The organism is Microcoleus sp. CAWBG27 (assembly GCF_020883145.1).
GTDB lineage: Bacteria > Cyanobacteriota > Cyanobacteriia > Cyanobacteriales > Microcoleaceae > Microcoleus.
This window is the reverse complement of the sequence record NZ_JAHREU010000077.1, coordinates 4,006-19,775: the sequence shown is the minus strand read 5'-3', so window position 1 is coordinate 19,775 and position 15,770 is coordinate 4,006. Positions and strand designations below refer to the sequence as shown.

Genomic DNA, 15,770 nt, shown 5'->3' with positions numbered 1-15,770 from the left:
TTTCTTAAAGGTACGTTGTTGCGCTTCAGCGCTCTTTGCTATAAGTAGTTGTGCAGAATTAATTGTACGGGATTTCGCTAGATAGATTTCTTAAAGGTACGTTGTTGCGCTTGAGCGCTCTTTGCTATAAATAGTTGTGCAGAATTAATTGTACGGGATTTCGCTTGAAATGCTTACAAGCGTACAGAGTATTTCTGAATTTTGCCTGGTTACTTATGAAAGAGCGCTGAAGCGCAACTACGTACCAAAGAGCGCTGAAGCGCAACTACGTACCAAAGAGCGCTGAAGCGCAACTACGTACCTTAAGAGCGCTGAAGCGCAACTACGTACCTAAGAGCGCTGAAGCGCAACTACGTACCTAAGAGCGCTGAAGCGCAACTACGTACCTTAAGAGCGCTGAAGCGCAACTACGTACCTAAGAGCGCTGAAGCGCAAACTACGTACCTTAAGGTTTATTTCTTTTTATTTAACGACTGCTTCCCAAACCCAAGACAAAGCAATCGATCGCCCTCGGCGACATTTGGGTCATTCTGTAAATAATCCCCCAACCACTCGCAACTCCGAGCAATAATATTATTTAGCTCCAAATTCTCTACAGGTAACAGAATTACAGTCCGATCCCTGCTAGCAAAAGCGAGAGTTTTGCTGTCTGAACTAAAAGTAACGCTCAACACCCGATCGCCCGATTCCAATGTCTTCGATAGCAGTGCCTTCTTGCCGTCAAAATTCCACAGCTTAACGGTATTTCCCGCACTCGCCGCCGCCATCAACTTGCTGTCTGGGCTGAAACTCACGCTTTCGACTGTATCGCTGTGGTCGAGTTTTTCAGTTAAATTTGCCGCCTTACCATCAAAACCCCACAAATAAACTTTTTTGTCAGCACAACCAGCAGCAATAGTCTTACCATCTGGACTGAAACTGACATTTCTTACACTGTCTGCGTGATCGAGAGATTTCAGCATCTTCGCCGATGTACCGTTAAATTGCCAGAGGTAAACTCTCTTTTCTCCAGCCGTTTCAGCATCATTTTGGGTTCCGCTTGCCTTATTCTCAGCAGCAGTAGCCGTAGCAATTGTTTTGCCGTCAGGGCTGAAACTAACGCTAATTACTGGATTGCTGTGCTCGAGTTTTGCCAGCATTGTTGCTTTTGTGCCATTCCAGCGCCAAAGGTACAATTTGCGATCGGCACTGGCGGCGGCAATTATTTTGCCATCTGGACTAAAACTGACGCTTCTGATAATGCCGTTGTGAGGCAGAGTATCTAACAGTTTTCCGTTTAAATTCCAGACTTTCACCGTTTTGTCATCGCTGGCAGAAGCTACAGTTTTATTCTCCGGCGAAAAGCTCGTCCAGGTAACAGAATCCTTATGTCCTGTTAAGGTTTTGATTAAACTGCCATCAGGGCGCCAAAGTCTCACTGTATTGTCGCCGCTAGCAGATGCAATTGTTTTGCCGTCCCCACTAAAACTGACTTGATAAACCCAATCTCCATGGCCCGATAAAATCTTATTCAACGGAGTGCTGTTTGGTTGCCAAAGTTTTACCATTTTGTCTCTACTGGCGGAAGCAATCGTGCCGTCGCTGCTGAAAGTTACGGCCCTCACGTCGTCTTGATGTCCTCGAAAAGTGTTGAGCAAAGTGCCGCTGCGACTCCAAATTTTTACCGTATCGTCGGCGCTGCCGGTGACAATTTTTTCGCCGTCGCGACTGAAACTCGCGCTGACAACTCCATCGTTGTGTCCTTTGAGAGTTTTGATTTCCTCACCCTTTCGATTCCAAATTTTGGCTGTGGTGTCGGCACTGGCTGAGACGAGTTGTTGGCTGTCGGGACTAAACTTAACGCTGCGAACAAAGTCAGAATGTTTGGTTAATGTTTTGGGATTAATTTGAAATTTCTGGGTTTTACCTTTGCGATTCCAAAGTTTGATAGTTTTGTCAGCACTTGCTGAGGCAATTGTTTTGCCGTCGGGGCTGAAACTGACGCCGAGTACCCAGTCTTTGTGTTTGGTTAAGGTTTGCAGCAATTTTTTTGTTTCCAGGTTCCAGATTTTGACGGTGTTGTCGTGACTCCCGGAAGCTAGGGTTTTGCCGTCAGGGCTGAAACTGACGCTGGTGACGATATCGCGGTGGCCGGATAAGGTGGCGATCGCACTTTTGTCGTTATCTACTTGCCAAATTTTGATTGTGCGATCGGCGCTACCAGTTGCGATCGTTTTCCCATCCGGGCTAAAACTAACACTCGTCACAGTATCGCCGTGCTTGAAAGTCTTTAACAACTTACCTGATTTGCTGACCAATTTAACAGTTTTGTCAGCACTTGCCGAAGCAACTGAATTGCCATCGGGACTCACGCTCACATCCAAAACAGACTTGCTGTGCTGCTCGAAACGGTTGCTTTCTTGCACCCCCGAAACTGCTTGTATGAGCCTCTCAGCAATTTTATTTTTAGTATCCACAGGCAGTGCGGTACTTTTCAGAGAATCACTGCCGATTTTGATACTATTTCCTAACACTCCTAATTGATTTTTTTCATTGGAAAGCACCAACGCCTCCGACGCAGAATTTAAGGCATCAGTCCGACTTGTTTCTGCTTCTTGCCGCGCGCTTTCTGCTAATTTTGCTTGCTCGAATCCTATCCAAGAAACACCTCCGAGTACCAGCACTCCTAGAATTGCCGCCCGCAATTGCCATCTCCGACTTTGATAAAGTTGAGCTTCCGCTTGGTGCTGTTTGTCTCTAGCTAAGCGCTGGTTTTCTCTAGCTTCCGACAGCAAAGCATCTCGCTCTCTGTCTTTACGAATTTGTTCAATTTCATCTCGGTTAATTTGGTTTTGTTTGCGGAGTTCCTCAAATTCTGCTTTTTTATCTAATTCCTGCTGCTGCCGGATGAAGCTAACTAGATAGTCGTGAACGAGCTGATAAAGCTCTGCGGGTAGTTCAGTCCACCGAAAAACTAAACCGGATTTGACTAACAGTTCTAAGACTAAATCTAATTTATCAGTGGCTGCAAATATCGCTAGATCGGAGGCTAATTCGGCGCGGGTTTTCAGGGGTCGAATCTCATCTTCATCTGTGAGAAAATACAAAATTCGGCGGGCAGCTCCTTCATTTTCTGGCCCGCAATCTTTGATGACTTCTTCGAGAAATCTTTCGACTAATTTTTGTTGGGGACTGTTGCCCAGTTCCTGGTATTGAGTTAAAGTTCTAATGTCCTCTTGTTGGAGTTGAGCGCCCACAAGTTGCAGTTCGATCGGGCGGACTTCTCCCAATTCTCCAGCTAAATCTTTGACTAATTCTTCGATCAGCTCCGGTTCTAAGTAAAACTGCGATCGTTCGGTTAAAGTGCGAATTACCGCTCGCGCATCGCTCTGGGAAAAATTACCCAAATAAAACAGAATATCTTTGCTAAGAACGTCGGCTAAAATATCATTATTGATAATTTTTGTTGGGTCTTTGGGTCGGGAAAATTCCAGCAAATAGTGCAGGTAATCTTCCCGCAAAGACAGGACGACTTTTAAATACTTGATTGTCAAGCATTCCCGCAAAAAATCAAAAAATATCTGTCTTTCCGCAGGCTCTTTCCACACGAAAAAGAATTCTTCAAATTGGTCAAATATCAGAACAGTCACTAGATGTTCTGAATTTGTTTGCAACTCTTTGATGATTTTCTCATACTCGATCGCCTGTTTTTCGACAATTACTTCTACAGGCTGTGACTGCTCAATCAGATCCTGGCTTGCTCCAACCGACGAGCCGCCGTTAAATTCCAGCCGCAGATTGGCGTTGACTGCGCCTGCTGCGCTCAAATCTCCCGAAGCCGATCCCGGTACTGCATCGAAAATGTCGCGATCGAATATTTCAGCTTTCCCGGCAGATAACTGTCTGGTCAATTCCCGCGGCCAGTTGTTGTAAACTTGCAGCACTACAGGCAAAACAGTCCGCATTTCGATCTTTTTTTGCTTGAGAGCCGGCACTAATCCTCCGGTGACAATGGAACTTTTACCAACTCCAGACTGACCGTAAATTACTGTCAGTTTGTCCGGGGTATTGTTCATCCTATATATCAAGCGATTGAGGTCTGCTTCTCTACCAGAAGCGGTAATTTCGTCAGCAATAGTAGGAGCGGCGGCAACTGTTTCGGCGGGATTAATCGCTTCTCTGTGCGGCTGCAATTTTCCGGCTCCAATAAAAGCTCGGAAGCGATACGTATGTTCTACCGCTCGATAATCTTGCTTGAGCTGAAATGCTTTGAGATATTCTCCCCGCTGAAAATAGAATCCTCGCAGCATTTCTAAAACGCGCAAATACAGTTGCGGGTTGTAGCAAGGTTCGGTTTGCGATCGAGCTAGCTCTAAATGTGCGATCGCCTCGTCAATCTCACCCAACTCGCTCTGGGCCTCTGCTAAAATTAACAGATATAAGCCTAGATGCTGCGCTTTGAGAGGCGTTCCGTGTCCTGTCGCTTCAAATTTTGAGTTGAGAGATTGTAGGGCGACTGAAGCCCATTCTTTTGCCCCTTGCCAATTCTTTTGCTCTAAGGCTACTCTAGCCAAAAAGCCGTAATCTTGAGCCAAATTAACTGTTGAGTTTTCCATATTTTCATGTAACCTCCGAGCTTTCAGAGCTAAATTCCAGAGTGCATCCCAATCTTCTAAATGCTGCAATACTTCGCCGAGTTGATTGATGAATATACCGACGGCATCCGGCTGTCCCGCTCGTTCTAGAACATCAATACATTGCTGAAAATAATTTTTAGCTTCCGTCCAGTAAGGACGGTTGCCGCTGCGGTGCTTTTCTGCTTGAAAACGGTAGCAAAGACCGATGTGAAATACTAGAATTCCCTCTAATACTGGTGCAGGGTGAACGGTAAATAACAAATCGCTAAATTCTGTTTTGGGGCCGATAAATGCTACTTGATACTTCCAAAAACTCAGACTTTTTTGATACAATTCAAGAGCTGCATGGATGCGGTTGCCAGCATATTCGTCTCGACCGCGAATAAATTGCAAGCTTGCTTCAATAGCTGGTTCTAACCTGATGTTGCAAGTTTGCAAGTCTTGTCTCGCCGACTCTAATTCAGCTAAAGAATTGGCTCCGAGAATGGCAGAGTTACTTAAACGCCATTTGCCACTTTCTAAAATCTTAGCAAAAATGCGATCGCAACTTTTGCCCAAAAAATCCACTAACTCGTCTGGGCCCAGCACAAATTCAACACTTGTCGTCCAAGTCTCGATATCTGTGACTAACCGAATCAGTTTTTTTAAGATTTTGTCTGTCACCCACAGCACCACTGGGAAGGGAAAATTATTGCGAAATTCTTCCCTGACGTAGTTGGTAGATGTTAGTACCCTATCTATTGCACTTACCGATTCCAATCCAAACACCATTAAAGCTTGAGGTTGGCTGCCATCAAGTTCAGTTTCTATCGTCGTGTACAGAGTTTTAACAGATTTCGGGAGGACAATTTCTCGAATCTCGACACCAGACTGCTGCCGCAATTGCCGTACAGTTTGCTCTCGCATCGCACTGTAATTGCACCGCACCAAAATCAGCGAAAATTGCCCCTGAGACATTGAAAGAGTCCGGGAGAGAGTTTGCAGAGCACTTTTATTTTGCTCTGCTGCGGTGTCTTGGTGGCAGTGCGAATTAACCATAATATTTGAAAATCCTGATAGATGCTTTCAGTTGACAGTTGATAGTTGACAGTTGACAGTTGACAGTTGACTGTTGACTGTTGATACCAATTTAATGGGTCGTTGCATATATCTCGATCCCCCTAAATCCCCCTTAAGAAGGGGGACTTTGAGCGGAATCTTATCCCCCCCCTTATTAAGGGGGGTTAGGGGGGATCGGATTCGGGAGCAGCCTCTAACATCACAATTATTCAGAGTTCTATTCTCTCTCTGTGTCCTCTGTGTTCTCTGCGGTTAAATCATTCCTATGCAACGGTCAACGATATAATAAATATAGCCTTTCTCAAAAAGATGAGGTATGCCTGACAGCTTATATAACCAATTAAACTCTTAGGGCTAAAGCCCAACAACGTACCTTGTTTTTAGCTGCCCGTACCTCAGATCTGAAACCGTCCGATTATTTTAGCCGATCGCCCTTAAAACATACCCGAAGAAATACATACTCTGTTATTATCATAATCTCAGGACAATCCCGTGGATTTCACTGATTTTTTTACCCTCGGTGGCTCACATTCTCCCGAGCAAAAAAGTCGATCGCCAAAAATCATACAAATCCGATGCAGTTATTCGCAAACGGCTGAAATCTTGCATTCCCTGCTTTGCTGGCCCCTCGCCGCACTGAGATAAACTACGGGCGGCGGTTCCTCAATGACCATTTGCACATTTTCGATCGCATTTTCGAGTAGAATTTTATCAATCTCCATATCTAAATTAGTAGCTGAAAAATCAGGTCGATCCCAATCTTCGCTTTCTTCAATGAGGATTGTTGTGGTTGGTGCCACCATCTCTAAATCAAGCTCATCACCTAAATTAGAAACTTGCTTGTTTGGCTCGATTTTCTGGCCGGTATCAGTAGCTAAAGCTTGACTGTTATTGGCAATTAGTACGAGCGGCAGTGCTACCATTGCACTTATCGTTTTTCGCGCCGTGATTTTCCCCATAATCTCCTCCTAGTATCAACTAAATTTTGGTGCTGCTATAAATTTAAACATCCGCCGCTACTTGAGAGCGCTGCTATTATTTAATAGTCGCTTATTTTCGACAAAAAATACCCAGATCTGTGACACTTCGGGGCAAATTTGCCTGACGGAGGGTATCTGGCTAACTCTTCCCGTTTCTATTGATTACGTGAAAACTCTTAAACAATCAGGTTTTCCTGTAGGTAATTTTGGAAATGAGGGCGAGTGTCTATTTCAGGCTAAAAACGGCGAACAACGAAGAGGGCAGGCACGGGGGCACTGCCCCTACAACCGTCAACTCGTATAATTCTCGTTACTAGGCTCTTCCTGGTAACGCAGGGTGGCGAGGAAGAGAAACTAGCAAAAGTAAGGCGCTTGTTACTTTGTCAAACCGTGTTCGAGAGCGTAGCGAACCAACTCAGTACGGCTGTTAGTACCAGTTTTGCTAAACAAACGGCTGACGTACTTTTCCACATTCCGCACGCTAGTTTCCAAGCGGCGGGCAATTTCCTTATTCATCAAACCTTGAGCAACCAAATCCAAAACACTTTGCTCTCGCGGAGTCAAATCAATTTTAACCGACGAGCTACTTTGGACGATCGCACTTCGCCCGCTTAACAAAGACTCAATTCTCGCCATTTGGCTGGCCAAAGCAGCAATATCAGGACTTTCAGCATTGCCGCCCGTCTCCTTAGCCGCCGCGCGGCGGGCCAGCAAATTCGTGACAATTGCCACTAACTCGTCGGGATCGAAGGGTTTAGAAAGATAAGCATCGCAGCCTGCTTGATAGCCTTGAATGCGATCGCCCGTCATCCCCTTAGCCGTCAAAAACACCACCGGCAAAGCCTTATAGCGAGGATCTTCCCGCACTTGCTTGAGAAACTGATAGCCGTCCACCTGCGGCATCATAATATCTGAAATCACCAAATCCGGATTCATCTGCTGCAATAATTCCCAGCCATCCCGAGCATTACTGGCAACCTCAACCGAAAAATCGCTATCTTCCAAATAAGCTTGTACCGCTTCCCGCAAGCCCGGTTCATCATCTACCAATAATAGTCTTGCTGACATATCCATTACCCTTACGTTTTACTACTATTATCTTTTAATTTAGCCGAATTCAACTATTTTTTCACTCCATCTATAGAAGCAACTCCAAAAATTGCGATTAAACTCCTATACGGTTCAGTTAAACCTGATCCCCTACCCCCCCTTGCCAAGGGGGGGACAAGAAATTGCTCAAAGTCAACCCCTACTCCCCTTTTTAAGGGGGATTTAGGGGGATCTCCGGGGGATAAACATCATTAACTAAACCGTATTATGGTTAAATTCAAGAGGTTTGAGTTTTGTTTTAATCCAATGATTAAAAACTGATTAGTTTTTTTATTCACAACTCAAAACCGCGCATAGTTGTTCGCGATCGCGCGGCAATCTCACGATTATTCTTGAACCATTCCGACTTAAACTTTTGAACGATCGGTCAAAATTTCATAACCGGTATCCGTCACCAACACAGTATGCTCGAACTGAGCCGACATCGCATTGTCAACCGTTACAGCAGTCCACTTGTCAGCAAGCGTGCGAGTGTACTTAGAACCTGCATTCAAAATCGGTTCGATCGCCAATGTCATACCCGATCGCAATTTCACGTTAGGCATTTCGCGGGTGCGGAAATTGAAAACCGACGGTTCCTCGTGCAAATTGCGCCCGACACCGTGGCCTGTAAACTCCTCAACAATGCTAAAACCGTTGCTTTTGACATGATCCTCGATCGCACCAGCGAGATCGAGCAAATAAGCACCAGCCTTGACTTGTTCGATACCTTTATAGAGAGCTTCTTCTGCAACTCTAATTAATTTTGCCGATTCCGGTGTCACTTCCACAACTGCGATCGTGATGCAAGAATCGCCGTGAAAACCTTGATAATATGCTCCCGTATCTACTTTCAGAACATCTCCGGCCCGAATTACTTTTTTAGGGCTGGGGATGCCGTGAACAACTTCGTTATTGATGCTAGAACAAATTGAACCAGTGAAACCGTGATAACCTTTAAAACTTGGAGTTGCACCCATTTCACGGATGCGTCTTTCGGCATAAACATCCAAATCAGCAGTAGTCATTCCCGGTTTCACAAGTTGAGAAATTTCTTTCAGAACCGTGGCGACAATTTTCGCTGCTTGCCGCATTATTTCGATTTCGCGTTCCGACTTAATTTCAATGCCTCGACGCTGTTTTGTGACTTGGGGTTCTTTAGTGGGCCCAGAAAGCAGACTGCTAAAAATATTCATGTATTGAATGTCAGGTAATTTTGTGATTTGAGGGCGGGTATAGCAGTGGACAGTTGACAGTGGACAGTGGACAGTTGCACAGTCAGGAAATCAAACCGTTGATGCTATGGGTTAGGAGGCTGCTATACAAATACTAGACAAGTCTAGACATTTGCTTCTTACTTCATCGGGAGCATGGGAGCGGTTATCCCTCGGTAAGCTTTCACGGTTTAGCCAACCGTGATAAATTAATCGCTGCATTTAAGTCCCTGTCCATCGAACGACCGCAACTTCCACAGTTGTAAGTTCTTTCTTTTAGTGGCATATCTTGAATATGCCCGCAGTTTGAACAGGTTTTGCTTGATGGAAACCAGCGATTAGCAACGATTATCTCACAACCAAACTTTTTAGCTTTGTATTCTAACTGACGTTTAAATTCATGGAATCCACAATCAGCTATTACCTGTGCTAGTTGGTGATTTTTTAGCATCCCACTGACATTCAAATCTTCTACTACTATTGTTGCGTGGTTTTTGCATAAGTAAGTAGTGATTTGATGCAGAGTATCTTTCCTGAGGTTTGCTATCTTTGCATGATGTTTCGCTAACTGGACTTTAGCTTTATATCTATTTCCAGAACCTTTGACCTTTCTCGCAAGAACTCTTGATAATCTCTTGAGTTTTGCCAGATGCGCTTTATAGTGCTTTGGGTTTGGAAATACTACGCCAGTTGAAAGGGTAGCCAATTCTTTCACTCCCAAATCAACTCCTACAACGTCATGACTTTTGACCGTTGATTCGTGACTTTGTTCGTAAGCAAAAGCGATAAACCAACTGTCGGCAGTACGTGAAATGGTGATTGACTTACAGGTAGTGTGTGGCAATCCTTCGTGAGTTTTTACCCAGCCGATTGTTGGCAGCTTTATAGACGTACCTCCCACGGGGATCGGCTTGCCACCTGCATCAATCGTGAAAGAGTCGTGATGTCCTTTTTTTTTGAAATTGGGATATCCACCTTTTTTTGAGAAAAATAAGGAAAAGGAGTCTCCAAGATTATCAAAGGCGTATTGAGTTATCTTCTGGCAGATTCCTTTCTCTTTAATCCATGTAAACTCAGGTTTGACATGATTGTTGAAGAATTTCTTAAGCAGGTATTTGTTTGGCTTTAATCCATCTTTATAAAGATTACTCCAAGTAGCCAATCCCCAATTATAAGTAAACCTAGCTATTCCTGCGTGCTTACTCATAACCGTTGCTTGAACCCTATTCAGCTTTAACTTTGTTTTGATGGACAAAAGCATTGTTCGACCTCAACACGCTCATTTCTTTGTTTAATTCTGTCACATCTTGTAATGGTACATCGTAGATTTGTCTACAAGTGTACTATTTTGTCTATTTATTCGCTAGCTAGGTACTAGCTCTATTCCTGAGGTTATTTATCTCCTCACTGCTGGGGCGATTGCTATAAAAGCAAAAACCCCAAATAGCGGGCTTTTTGGGCCAAAACGAGTGTCTTGTCCGAATTGTCGATCGCTAGTCCTCTAGTTAGCTTAATATTTTTCTTGATAATCTGCACGGGAGAGGGAGAGGGAGAGGGAGAGGGGGAGAGGGGGAGAGGGGGAGGGCGAAAGGGAGATAATCGGGGATAATCGGGGATAATCGAGACAATCCTCTTGTTTTCCCTCTTCCCTCTTCCCTCTTCCCTCTTCCCTCTTCCCTCTTCCCTCTTCCCTCTTCCTTCTTCCCTCTTCCTTCTTCCCTCTTCCTTCGGACAACTGACTTCTTATTTATTTCCAGTTTTGCCACGAACTATTAAAAATAGAAGTACCCGGAAATGCGATCGGATTCTTATTTTGCTGCAACCGCAACTGTAACGCCTCCAAATTGGGCTCGCGGGACGGCAATTCGTCCACCAATTCATAGGGTATAATCCCCTTTTCCAGGGAAAAAGCGGCGGTAACTCCAGCAGCAGCCCCAGCAGACCATTCAAAGGAATGCACTCGATAAGCAGCCGCCGCCGTGTGGCTGACAGCAATACTTTTACCCGCCACTAACATATTGTCAATCTTTTGAGGAATCATTGCCCGCAGCGGAATTTGGAACGGATAAGCCGATCCTTGACCTTTGCGAGTGCCTTCGCGTTCGGTGTTTCCTGGTGCTTCTGGGGGGCTGTTGGTCATGCAGGGGTGAAAGTCGATCGCATAATGACCGATACCCACACTATCAGGATAAATCGTGGCGCGCGATCGCGATTTTGTCTCCTCAACAGACTGAATTCCCACAGCCAAAGCCGGCGCATTCAAGCCTCCCAAAGCCAGCCACAAATTTCGATACTCTTGTTCCGACAAATTCTGGCGGTAAAAATCTGTCTTAAAATCATTGCGAGACATATCAACTTCCCACACCGTAAAACCTTGAGGTTGAGTCAAAGTCGGCCGCCCAATAATCCGCCGCCCCTCGCGCATATAAGGATACTTAGAAAGTCCGTGCACCGTCCCCATTGGCGAATTCAAGCCGCTCAAAAAGCGATTGTTAGGATAAGGCTTTTTCACTCCGTTACCTAATTGCGAGTCAGTAGTTCCTGCTACCAGCCAGTAGAAATATCCTTTCGCATTTTCTTCGCCGCGGCGCAAAGTTTCCGCGCGCAAACCGCCCATCCAGCCGCCAGGTTGCAGTTGACCGTTTGCTGCCAATTGCGATCGAGAATAAATTAAATTATCCTCGGCAGAACCGGGACGGTAATCATTCCCCCACGTCCAGTTTTGCATGGAAATATCCCCAGGATAAATCGGGAATTGCTTCGGGTCGGCAGGGCGCGGCTCATCCGGTCTCATGCTCCTAATTTGGCGGTAGCTAAAAACTAGCGGAAAACTAGCTAATCTCGCTAATTCATAACTGTAGTAAGGAGCGTATTGTTGATAGAAAGACGGCTGTTGGTGCTGCTGCGGTTCCTTCGTTGCCTCCATGGCAAAAGTGTAGGTAAAACCTTGGGTGCAGTAAGTGTCGCCGGTGGGGCTGGCGGAGGAAGGTTCTAGAGGAGAACGCGGGTCAATTCCGAGGCGGTAGGGAACATCGGCAAGTCCGATTAATTCGCCTGTTTCAGTCGCATCTACCACGAACCAATCGGCACCTCTCGGTTTTGATTTTGACTGGTTGGGCGGTTTGGAAGTAAACCGAATAATAGTTTTGTTAAATCGCGCCGAGTTTTCGTAGCGATAGGCGTCTTCGATAGTTTGAGACAGAGTTTCGGTGTTGATTGGCCCGGTGTTGGCGGCTGGTTTGTGTTGAATCGCGATCGCACTTTTAATCTGTTGGCCCCCAACCGCATTCCCCGCCGGGGCTGGAGTAATTCCTAGTTCTTTAATCACCGTATTGGGAAACCATTTCAGTTTGCCTTTCCCTTTTTCGGCGGCATCTTGCAAGATGTCAGATAGAATTTTGTGGCCGTTGTAGGGCATGAAACACGAATAGCTAACCCAACAGCCGCCGGGATTTAGTCTCCCGTAATGTTCCTTGATGCGCTGCCGCAGTTCTAGGTAGCCGCGCGGGTAAAATAAGAGCGATCGCTGAGTGTCTCTTTCATCGAGTGCGGAGGTTCCCTGGGAGGAAATTTGACCGCCCAGCCAGTCAGTAATTTCGGTGATGCAAACGGTGCGCCCCGCCAGCAAACCTTCGTAGGCGGTAGCAGCACCTGCTAGCCCGCCACCGGCTACGAGAATGTCGCAAGTTTCCTCTTTGTCTGGATTGCGAGGAAGCGCAGCCAAGGCTGGGGTAATAGCCGAGAGGGAGGTAATCAGGCTGAGGGTGAAGGTGACGAGCGATCGACCTTTGAGCGAAGAAAATAGATACCGTCGCAGTTTAATCGGAGATTGTGGAATCAATTTAGACATAAGTGAACAACACTCATCGCATCCAAATGTTTATTTTGCAGTATACTGGTATTTCGCCGTGCTGTCAGGGCAAACTTTTTTATACAAGAGGCATAAATACCATCAACAACTATATAAAAGCAGGATAAACCTTATGCTTAAAATCGTCAAATTTTTTAGATCTTTGATTCCTTTTGAGAGTTTAACAATTACGACAAGTTTAACTTTTTCGGAAGTTTTGCACAGGTTGGACGAAGTTGTCACTCCTCCCAAACTTTTTAGAGTAACTCTACCCTTCGGGCCGCCACCTGCAAAACCTTACGAAGGAACAATTTCTGGCAATACCTTCAAAATCAGTCGCATCATCACGGGCCGCAATTCATTTTTGCCAATTATCGAAGGAGATATCCATTCTCAACCGTTTGGTTGTTCCATCAAAATTAGGCTGACTTTACATAAAATAGTCCTGGCATTTATGATTCTTTGGTTGTGGACAACGGGCAGTATTGGAATGTTTGCTTTATTTGCTTGGTTCGTAGAACCCTCTGTGGGCCCAATATTTTTACCGATATTAGGAATGTTTATTTTTGCATGGCTTTTGTGTTTGATTCCTTTTAAAATAGAAGCAAAATCAGCTATAAAATTTATGTCAATTCTCTTAACATAAAGTAACTTGTTGCGGGATTTTGTGAGTTATAGCATTTCTCAAAACAATGAGCTATTCATGGGCATCGGGCATCGGGCATCGGGCCTAAAAGCATCGGGCATCGGGCATACCTCACCACCCTTGAGAACCGCTATATAAAATTTAAAATAATTCGCGTCAATCCCCGTTCATCTGCGGTTAAAAACTCCAAACTTATGCGTCAAAACGAACTCAAACAAAAAATCAAACAAGGCGAAACAGTCCTCGGCTTATTTATGAACTGCGCCTATCCCGCATTCATGGAAATCTGCGGTCATGCTGGATTTGATTTCGCCGTCATCGACATGGAACACGGCCCCCTGCACCCGCTTGCTGCTGAAGATTTGTGCCGCGCCGCCGACTGCGTTGGAATTGCACCCATCGTCCGCGTCCGCAAAAACGACGGGCCGCAAATTCAACGAGCTCTCGATATCGGCAGCGCAGGGGTTCAAATACCTCAAATTGAAAGCAAAATCGATGCCGAAATTGCTGTCAAAAGCTCTAAATACAGTCCTCTGGGCGCGCGCGGCCTTTCTTTCGCTACGCGGGCGGGACGTTATACTGCTGCGGGCGTTGATATCACGGACAAACTCAATGAAGAATCCTTGGTGGTGATTCACATCGAAGGTAAAGGTGGCATCGAGAACCTGGCAGAAATTGTGACAGTCCCTCATATTGATGTGATTTTTTTGGGGCCTTACGATCTGTCACAGTCGATCGGCATTCCGGGCCAAGTTCGCGATCGGCGAGTCATGGACATGATGCAGGAAGCAGTGCAAACCATCCGCAAAGCAGGCAAAGCCGCAGGTACTTTTGCCGACAACCCCGAAATCGCCAAGCAGTGGATTGATGCTGGCGTTCAGTACGTTGCAGTTGGGGTCGATGTTGCCGTCTTCCTGCGGGCTTGTCAGTCGCTGGTGAAATCGGTGCGGAATTAAGTTGCTAGGTAAATCCACTTAATTAAAGCTGAAATTGCGATGCCAAAAAGCTTGCTATGTATGTCTTGTTACCTCTTTTTTTTCCTTCTTCCCTCTTAATTGCTAAGTAAATTCACTTAATTAAACGTGAAATTGCGATCGCTAAAAAGCTTGCTGTGTATAGCGGTTCTCAAAAAAGTGAGCTATGCCTGCGGAAACTTATGCCCTATGCCCTATGCCCTATGCCCTATGCCCTATGCCCTATGCCCTATGCCCTCATCTTTCTGAAAAATGCTATATGTCTTCTTCCCTCTTCCCTCTTCCTTCTTCCTTCTTTACGATATCTTTGCAAATTTTGTAGTATTTTTTACGACTCATTCAAAAAACCTGAGCTAGAGTAGAAGTATAAACCTTCTTAAGGCAAAACTTAGGAGGGGAGCAAGGCTTAAAGGAGAATAATCCATGAAAACCGTATTAGAATCCATTCATTTGGACTATGCTTTCATGTTTACTTTTAAGAAAGTAAACTCGATTAAGCTAGAAGGTTTCAAGCCATTTTTTAACGATATGCCTGTGGATCCTTATATTAAAGGCAAGTATCGTTCGAGAAGATTGTCGCGGTTTGTCGTGAACGGAAATGAGTTAGTTAAGTTACCTCACGGCTATTTGTTTCAAAGTAAAGAGTACAATCCGGTGGTGGGCGACATCCGGCGGGAATTTGCTGAATTGGACGATCGGCTAATTGCACTCGATAACTTCAAACAACTGATTTTTGCTTTCTTCGATTCATGCAAAATTCACCCGGAAGCTGAAATCGGAGTGCATCAAATCAGGACGAGTTGTTCGCCGAAAAATTTCGGCAATCCCGCACCGGAAGGCATTCACCAAGATGGTACTGATTTTATCGCGATTTTCTCGGTCGATCGCACTAATATTGTGGGCGGGGAAACGCATTTGTATTTGGCGAAGAAAGAGAAGCCTGTTTTTAATAAAATTCTGCATCCGGGAGAATTGCTGTTAGTTAACGATCACGAGTTTTTCCACTTTACTACGCCGATTAAACCGGAAGTGGAAGGGGTGGGAACTAGGGATGTCTTTGTGATCACTTCTCCGAGTTTGCTTACTGATTGAGCATAAGGTATGTTGTTGCGCTTTAGCGCTCCGAAGGTACGTTGTTGGGCTTCAGCCCTCTAAGTTTAAGGGTTACATAACGTATCAGTCATACCTCACTTTTTGAAAAAGGCTATACCTTTGGAGCGCTGAAGCGCAACTACGTACCTTTGAGCGCTGAAGCGCAACTACGTGCCTTTGAGCGCTGAAGCGCAACTACGTGCCTTTGAGCGCTGAAGCGCAACTACGTGCCTTTGAGCGCTGAAGCGCA

At 45.3% G+C, this 15,770-nt stretch carries 9 protein-coding genes; 3 read left to right on the top strand and 6 right to left on the bottom strand.

What is annotated here, in order from left to right; genetic code table 11:
• Window positions 1-452 precede the first annotated feature (452 nt).
• From QZ938_RS28495 to QZ938_RS28470, 6 genes are all read right to left on the bottom strand, one after another.
• Complete coding sequence (locus tag QZ938_RS28495) at window positions 453-5,654, bottom strand: hypothetical protein (protein WP_293353771.1); 5,202 nt, start codon at window positions 5,652-5,654, stop codon at window positions 453-455.
• Between the two features lie 602 nt (window positions 5,655-6,256).
• The gene (locus QZ938_RS28490; protein WP_293353769.1) at window positions 6,257-6,598 is read right to left on the bottom strand and encodes a hypothetical protein; all 342 of its coding nucleotides are present in this window, start codon (window positions 6,596-6,598) and stop codon (window positions 6,257-6,259) included.
• Window positions 6,599-7,030: 432 nt separating this feature from the next.
• Window positions 7,031-7,723, bottom strand: coding sequence for a response regulator transcription factor (locus QZ938_RS28485; protein WP_293155027.1), 693 nt, complete (start codon window positions 7,721-7,723; stop codon window positions 7,031-7,033).
• Window positions 7,724-8,112: 389 nt separating this feature from the next.
• Window positions 8,113-8,940, bottom strand: a complete 828-nt coding sequence (gene map, locus QZ938_RS28480; protein ID WP_293353767.1) for a type I methionyl aminopeptidase — start codon at window positions 8,938-8,940, stop codon at window positions 8,113-8,115.
• Window positions 8,941-9,142: 202 nt separating this feature from the next.
• Window positions 9,143-10,219 carry an RNA-guided endonuclease TnpB family protein gene (locus QZ938_RS28475; protein WP_293353765.1) on the bottom strand — a complete coding sequence of 359 codons (1,077 nt, stop codon included), beginning with the start codon at window positions 10,217-10,219 and terminating at the stop codon, window positions 9,143-9,145.
• A gap of 486 nt (window positions 10,220-10,705) precedes the next feature.
• Window positions 10,706-12,808: an FAD-dependent oxidoreductase gene (locus QZ938_RS28470; RefSeq protein ID WP_293353763.1), complete on the bottom strand. Its 2,103-nt coding sequence runs from the start codon at window positions 12,806-12,808 to the stop codon at window positions 10,706-10,708.
• Window positions 12,809-12,941: 133 nt separating this feature from the next.
• Between QZ938_RS28470 and QZ938_RS28465 the strand changes: the two genes are divergently transcribed.
• From QZ938_RS28465 to QZ938_RS28455, 3 genes are all read left to right on the top strand, one after another.
• Window positions 12,942-13,454 carry a hypothetical protein gene (locus tag QZ938_RS28465; protein WP_293155042.1) on the top strand — a complete coding sequence of 171 codons (513 nt, stop codon included), beginning with the start codon at window positions 12,942-12,944 and terminating at the stop codon, window positions 13,452-13,454.
• Window positions 13,455-13,648: 194 nt separating this feature from the next.
• The gene (locus tag QZ938_RS28460; RefSeq protein ID WP_293353761.1) at window positions 13,649-14,410 is read left to right on the top strand and encodes an aldolase/citrate lyase family protein; all 762 of its coding nucleotides are present in this window, start codon (window positions 13,649-13,651) and stop codon (window positions 14,408-14,410) included.
• Window positions 14,411-14,851: 441 nt separating this feature from the next.
• Complete coding sequence (locus QZ938_RS28455; protein WP_293155048.1) at window positions 14,852-15,520, top strand: 2OG-Fe dioxygenase family protein; 669 nt, start codon at window positions 14,852-14,854, stop codon at window positions 15,518-15,520.
• The last annotated feature ends 250 nt before the right edge of the window (window positions 15,521-15,770 follow it).

What these genes read in the sequence shown, in the direction of transcription:
- QZ938_RS28455 (WP_293155048.1), top strand. Translation starts at nt 14,852, where the DNA reads ATGAAAACCGTATTAGAATCCATTCATTTGGACTATGCTTTCATGTTT.
- QZ938_RS28465 (WP_293155042.1), top strand. Translation starts at nt 12,942, where the DNA reads ATGCTTAAAATCGTCAAATTTTTTAGATCTTTGATTCCTTTTGAGAGT.
- QZ938_RS28495 (WP_293353771.1), bottom strand. Translation starts at nt 5,654, where the DNA reads ATGGTTAATTCGCACTGCCACCAAGACACCGCAGCAGAGCAAAATAAA.
- QZ938_RS28470 (WP_293353763.1), bottom strand. Translation starts at nt 12,808, where the DNA reads ATGTCTAAATTGATTCCACAATCTCCGATTAAACTGCGACGGTATCTA.
- map (WP_293353767.1), bottom strand. Translation starts at nt 8,940, where the DNA reads ATGAATATTTTTAGCAGTCTGCTTTCTGGGCCCACTAAAGAACCCCAA.
- QZ938_RS28485 (WP_293155027.1), bottom strand. Translation starts at nt 7,723, where the DNA reads ATGTCAGCAAGACTATTATTGGTAGATGATGAACCGGGCTTGCGGGAA.
- QZ938_RS28460 (WP_293353761.1), top strand. Translation starts at nt 13,649, where the DNA reads ATGCGTCAAAACGAACTCAAACAAAAAATCAAACAAGGCGAAACAGTC.
- QZ938_RS28475 (WP_293353765.1), bottom strand. Translation starts at nt 10,219, where the DNA reads ATGCTTTTGTCCATCAAAACAAAGTTAAAGCTGAATAGGGTTCAAGCA.
- QZ938_RS28490 (WP_293353769.1), bottom strand. Translation starts at nt 6,598, where the DNA reads ATGGTAGCACTGCCGCTCGTACTAATTGCCAATAACAGTCAAGCTTTA.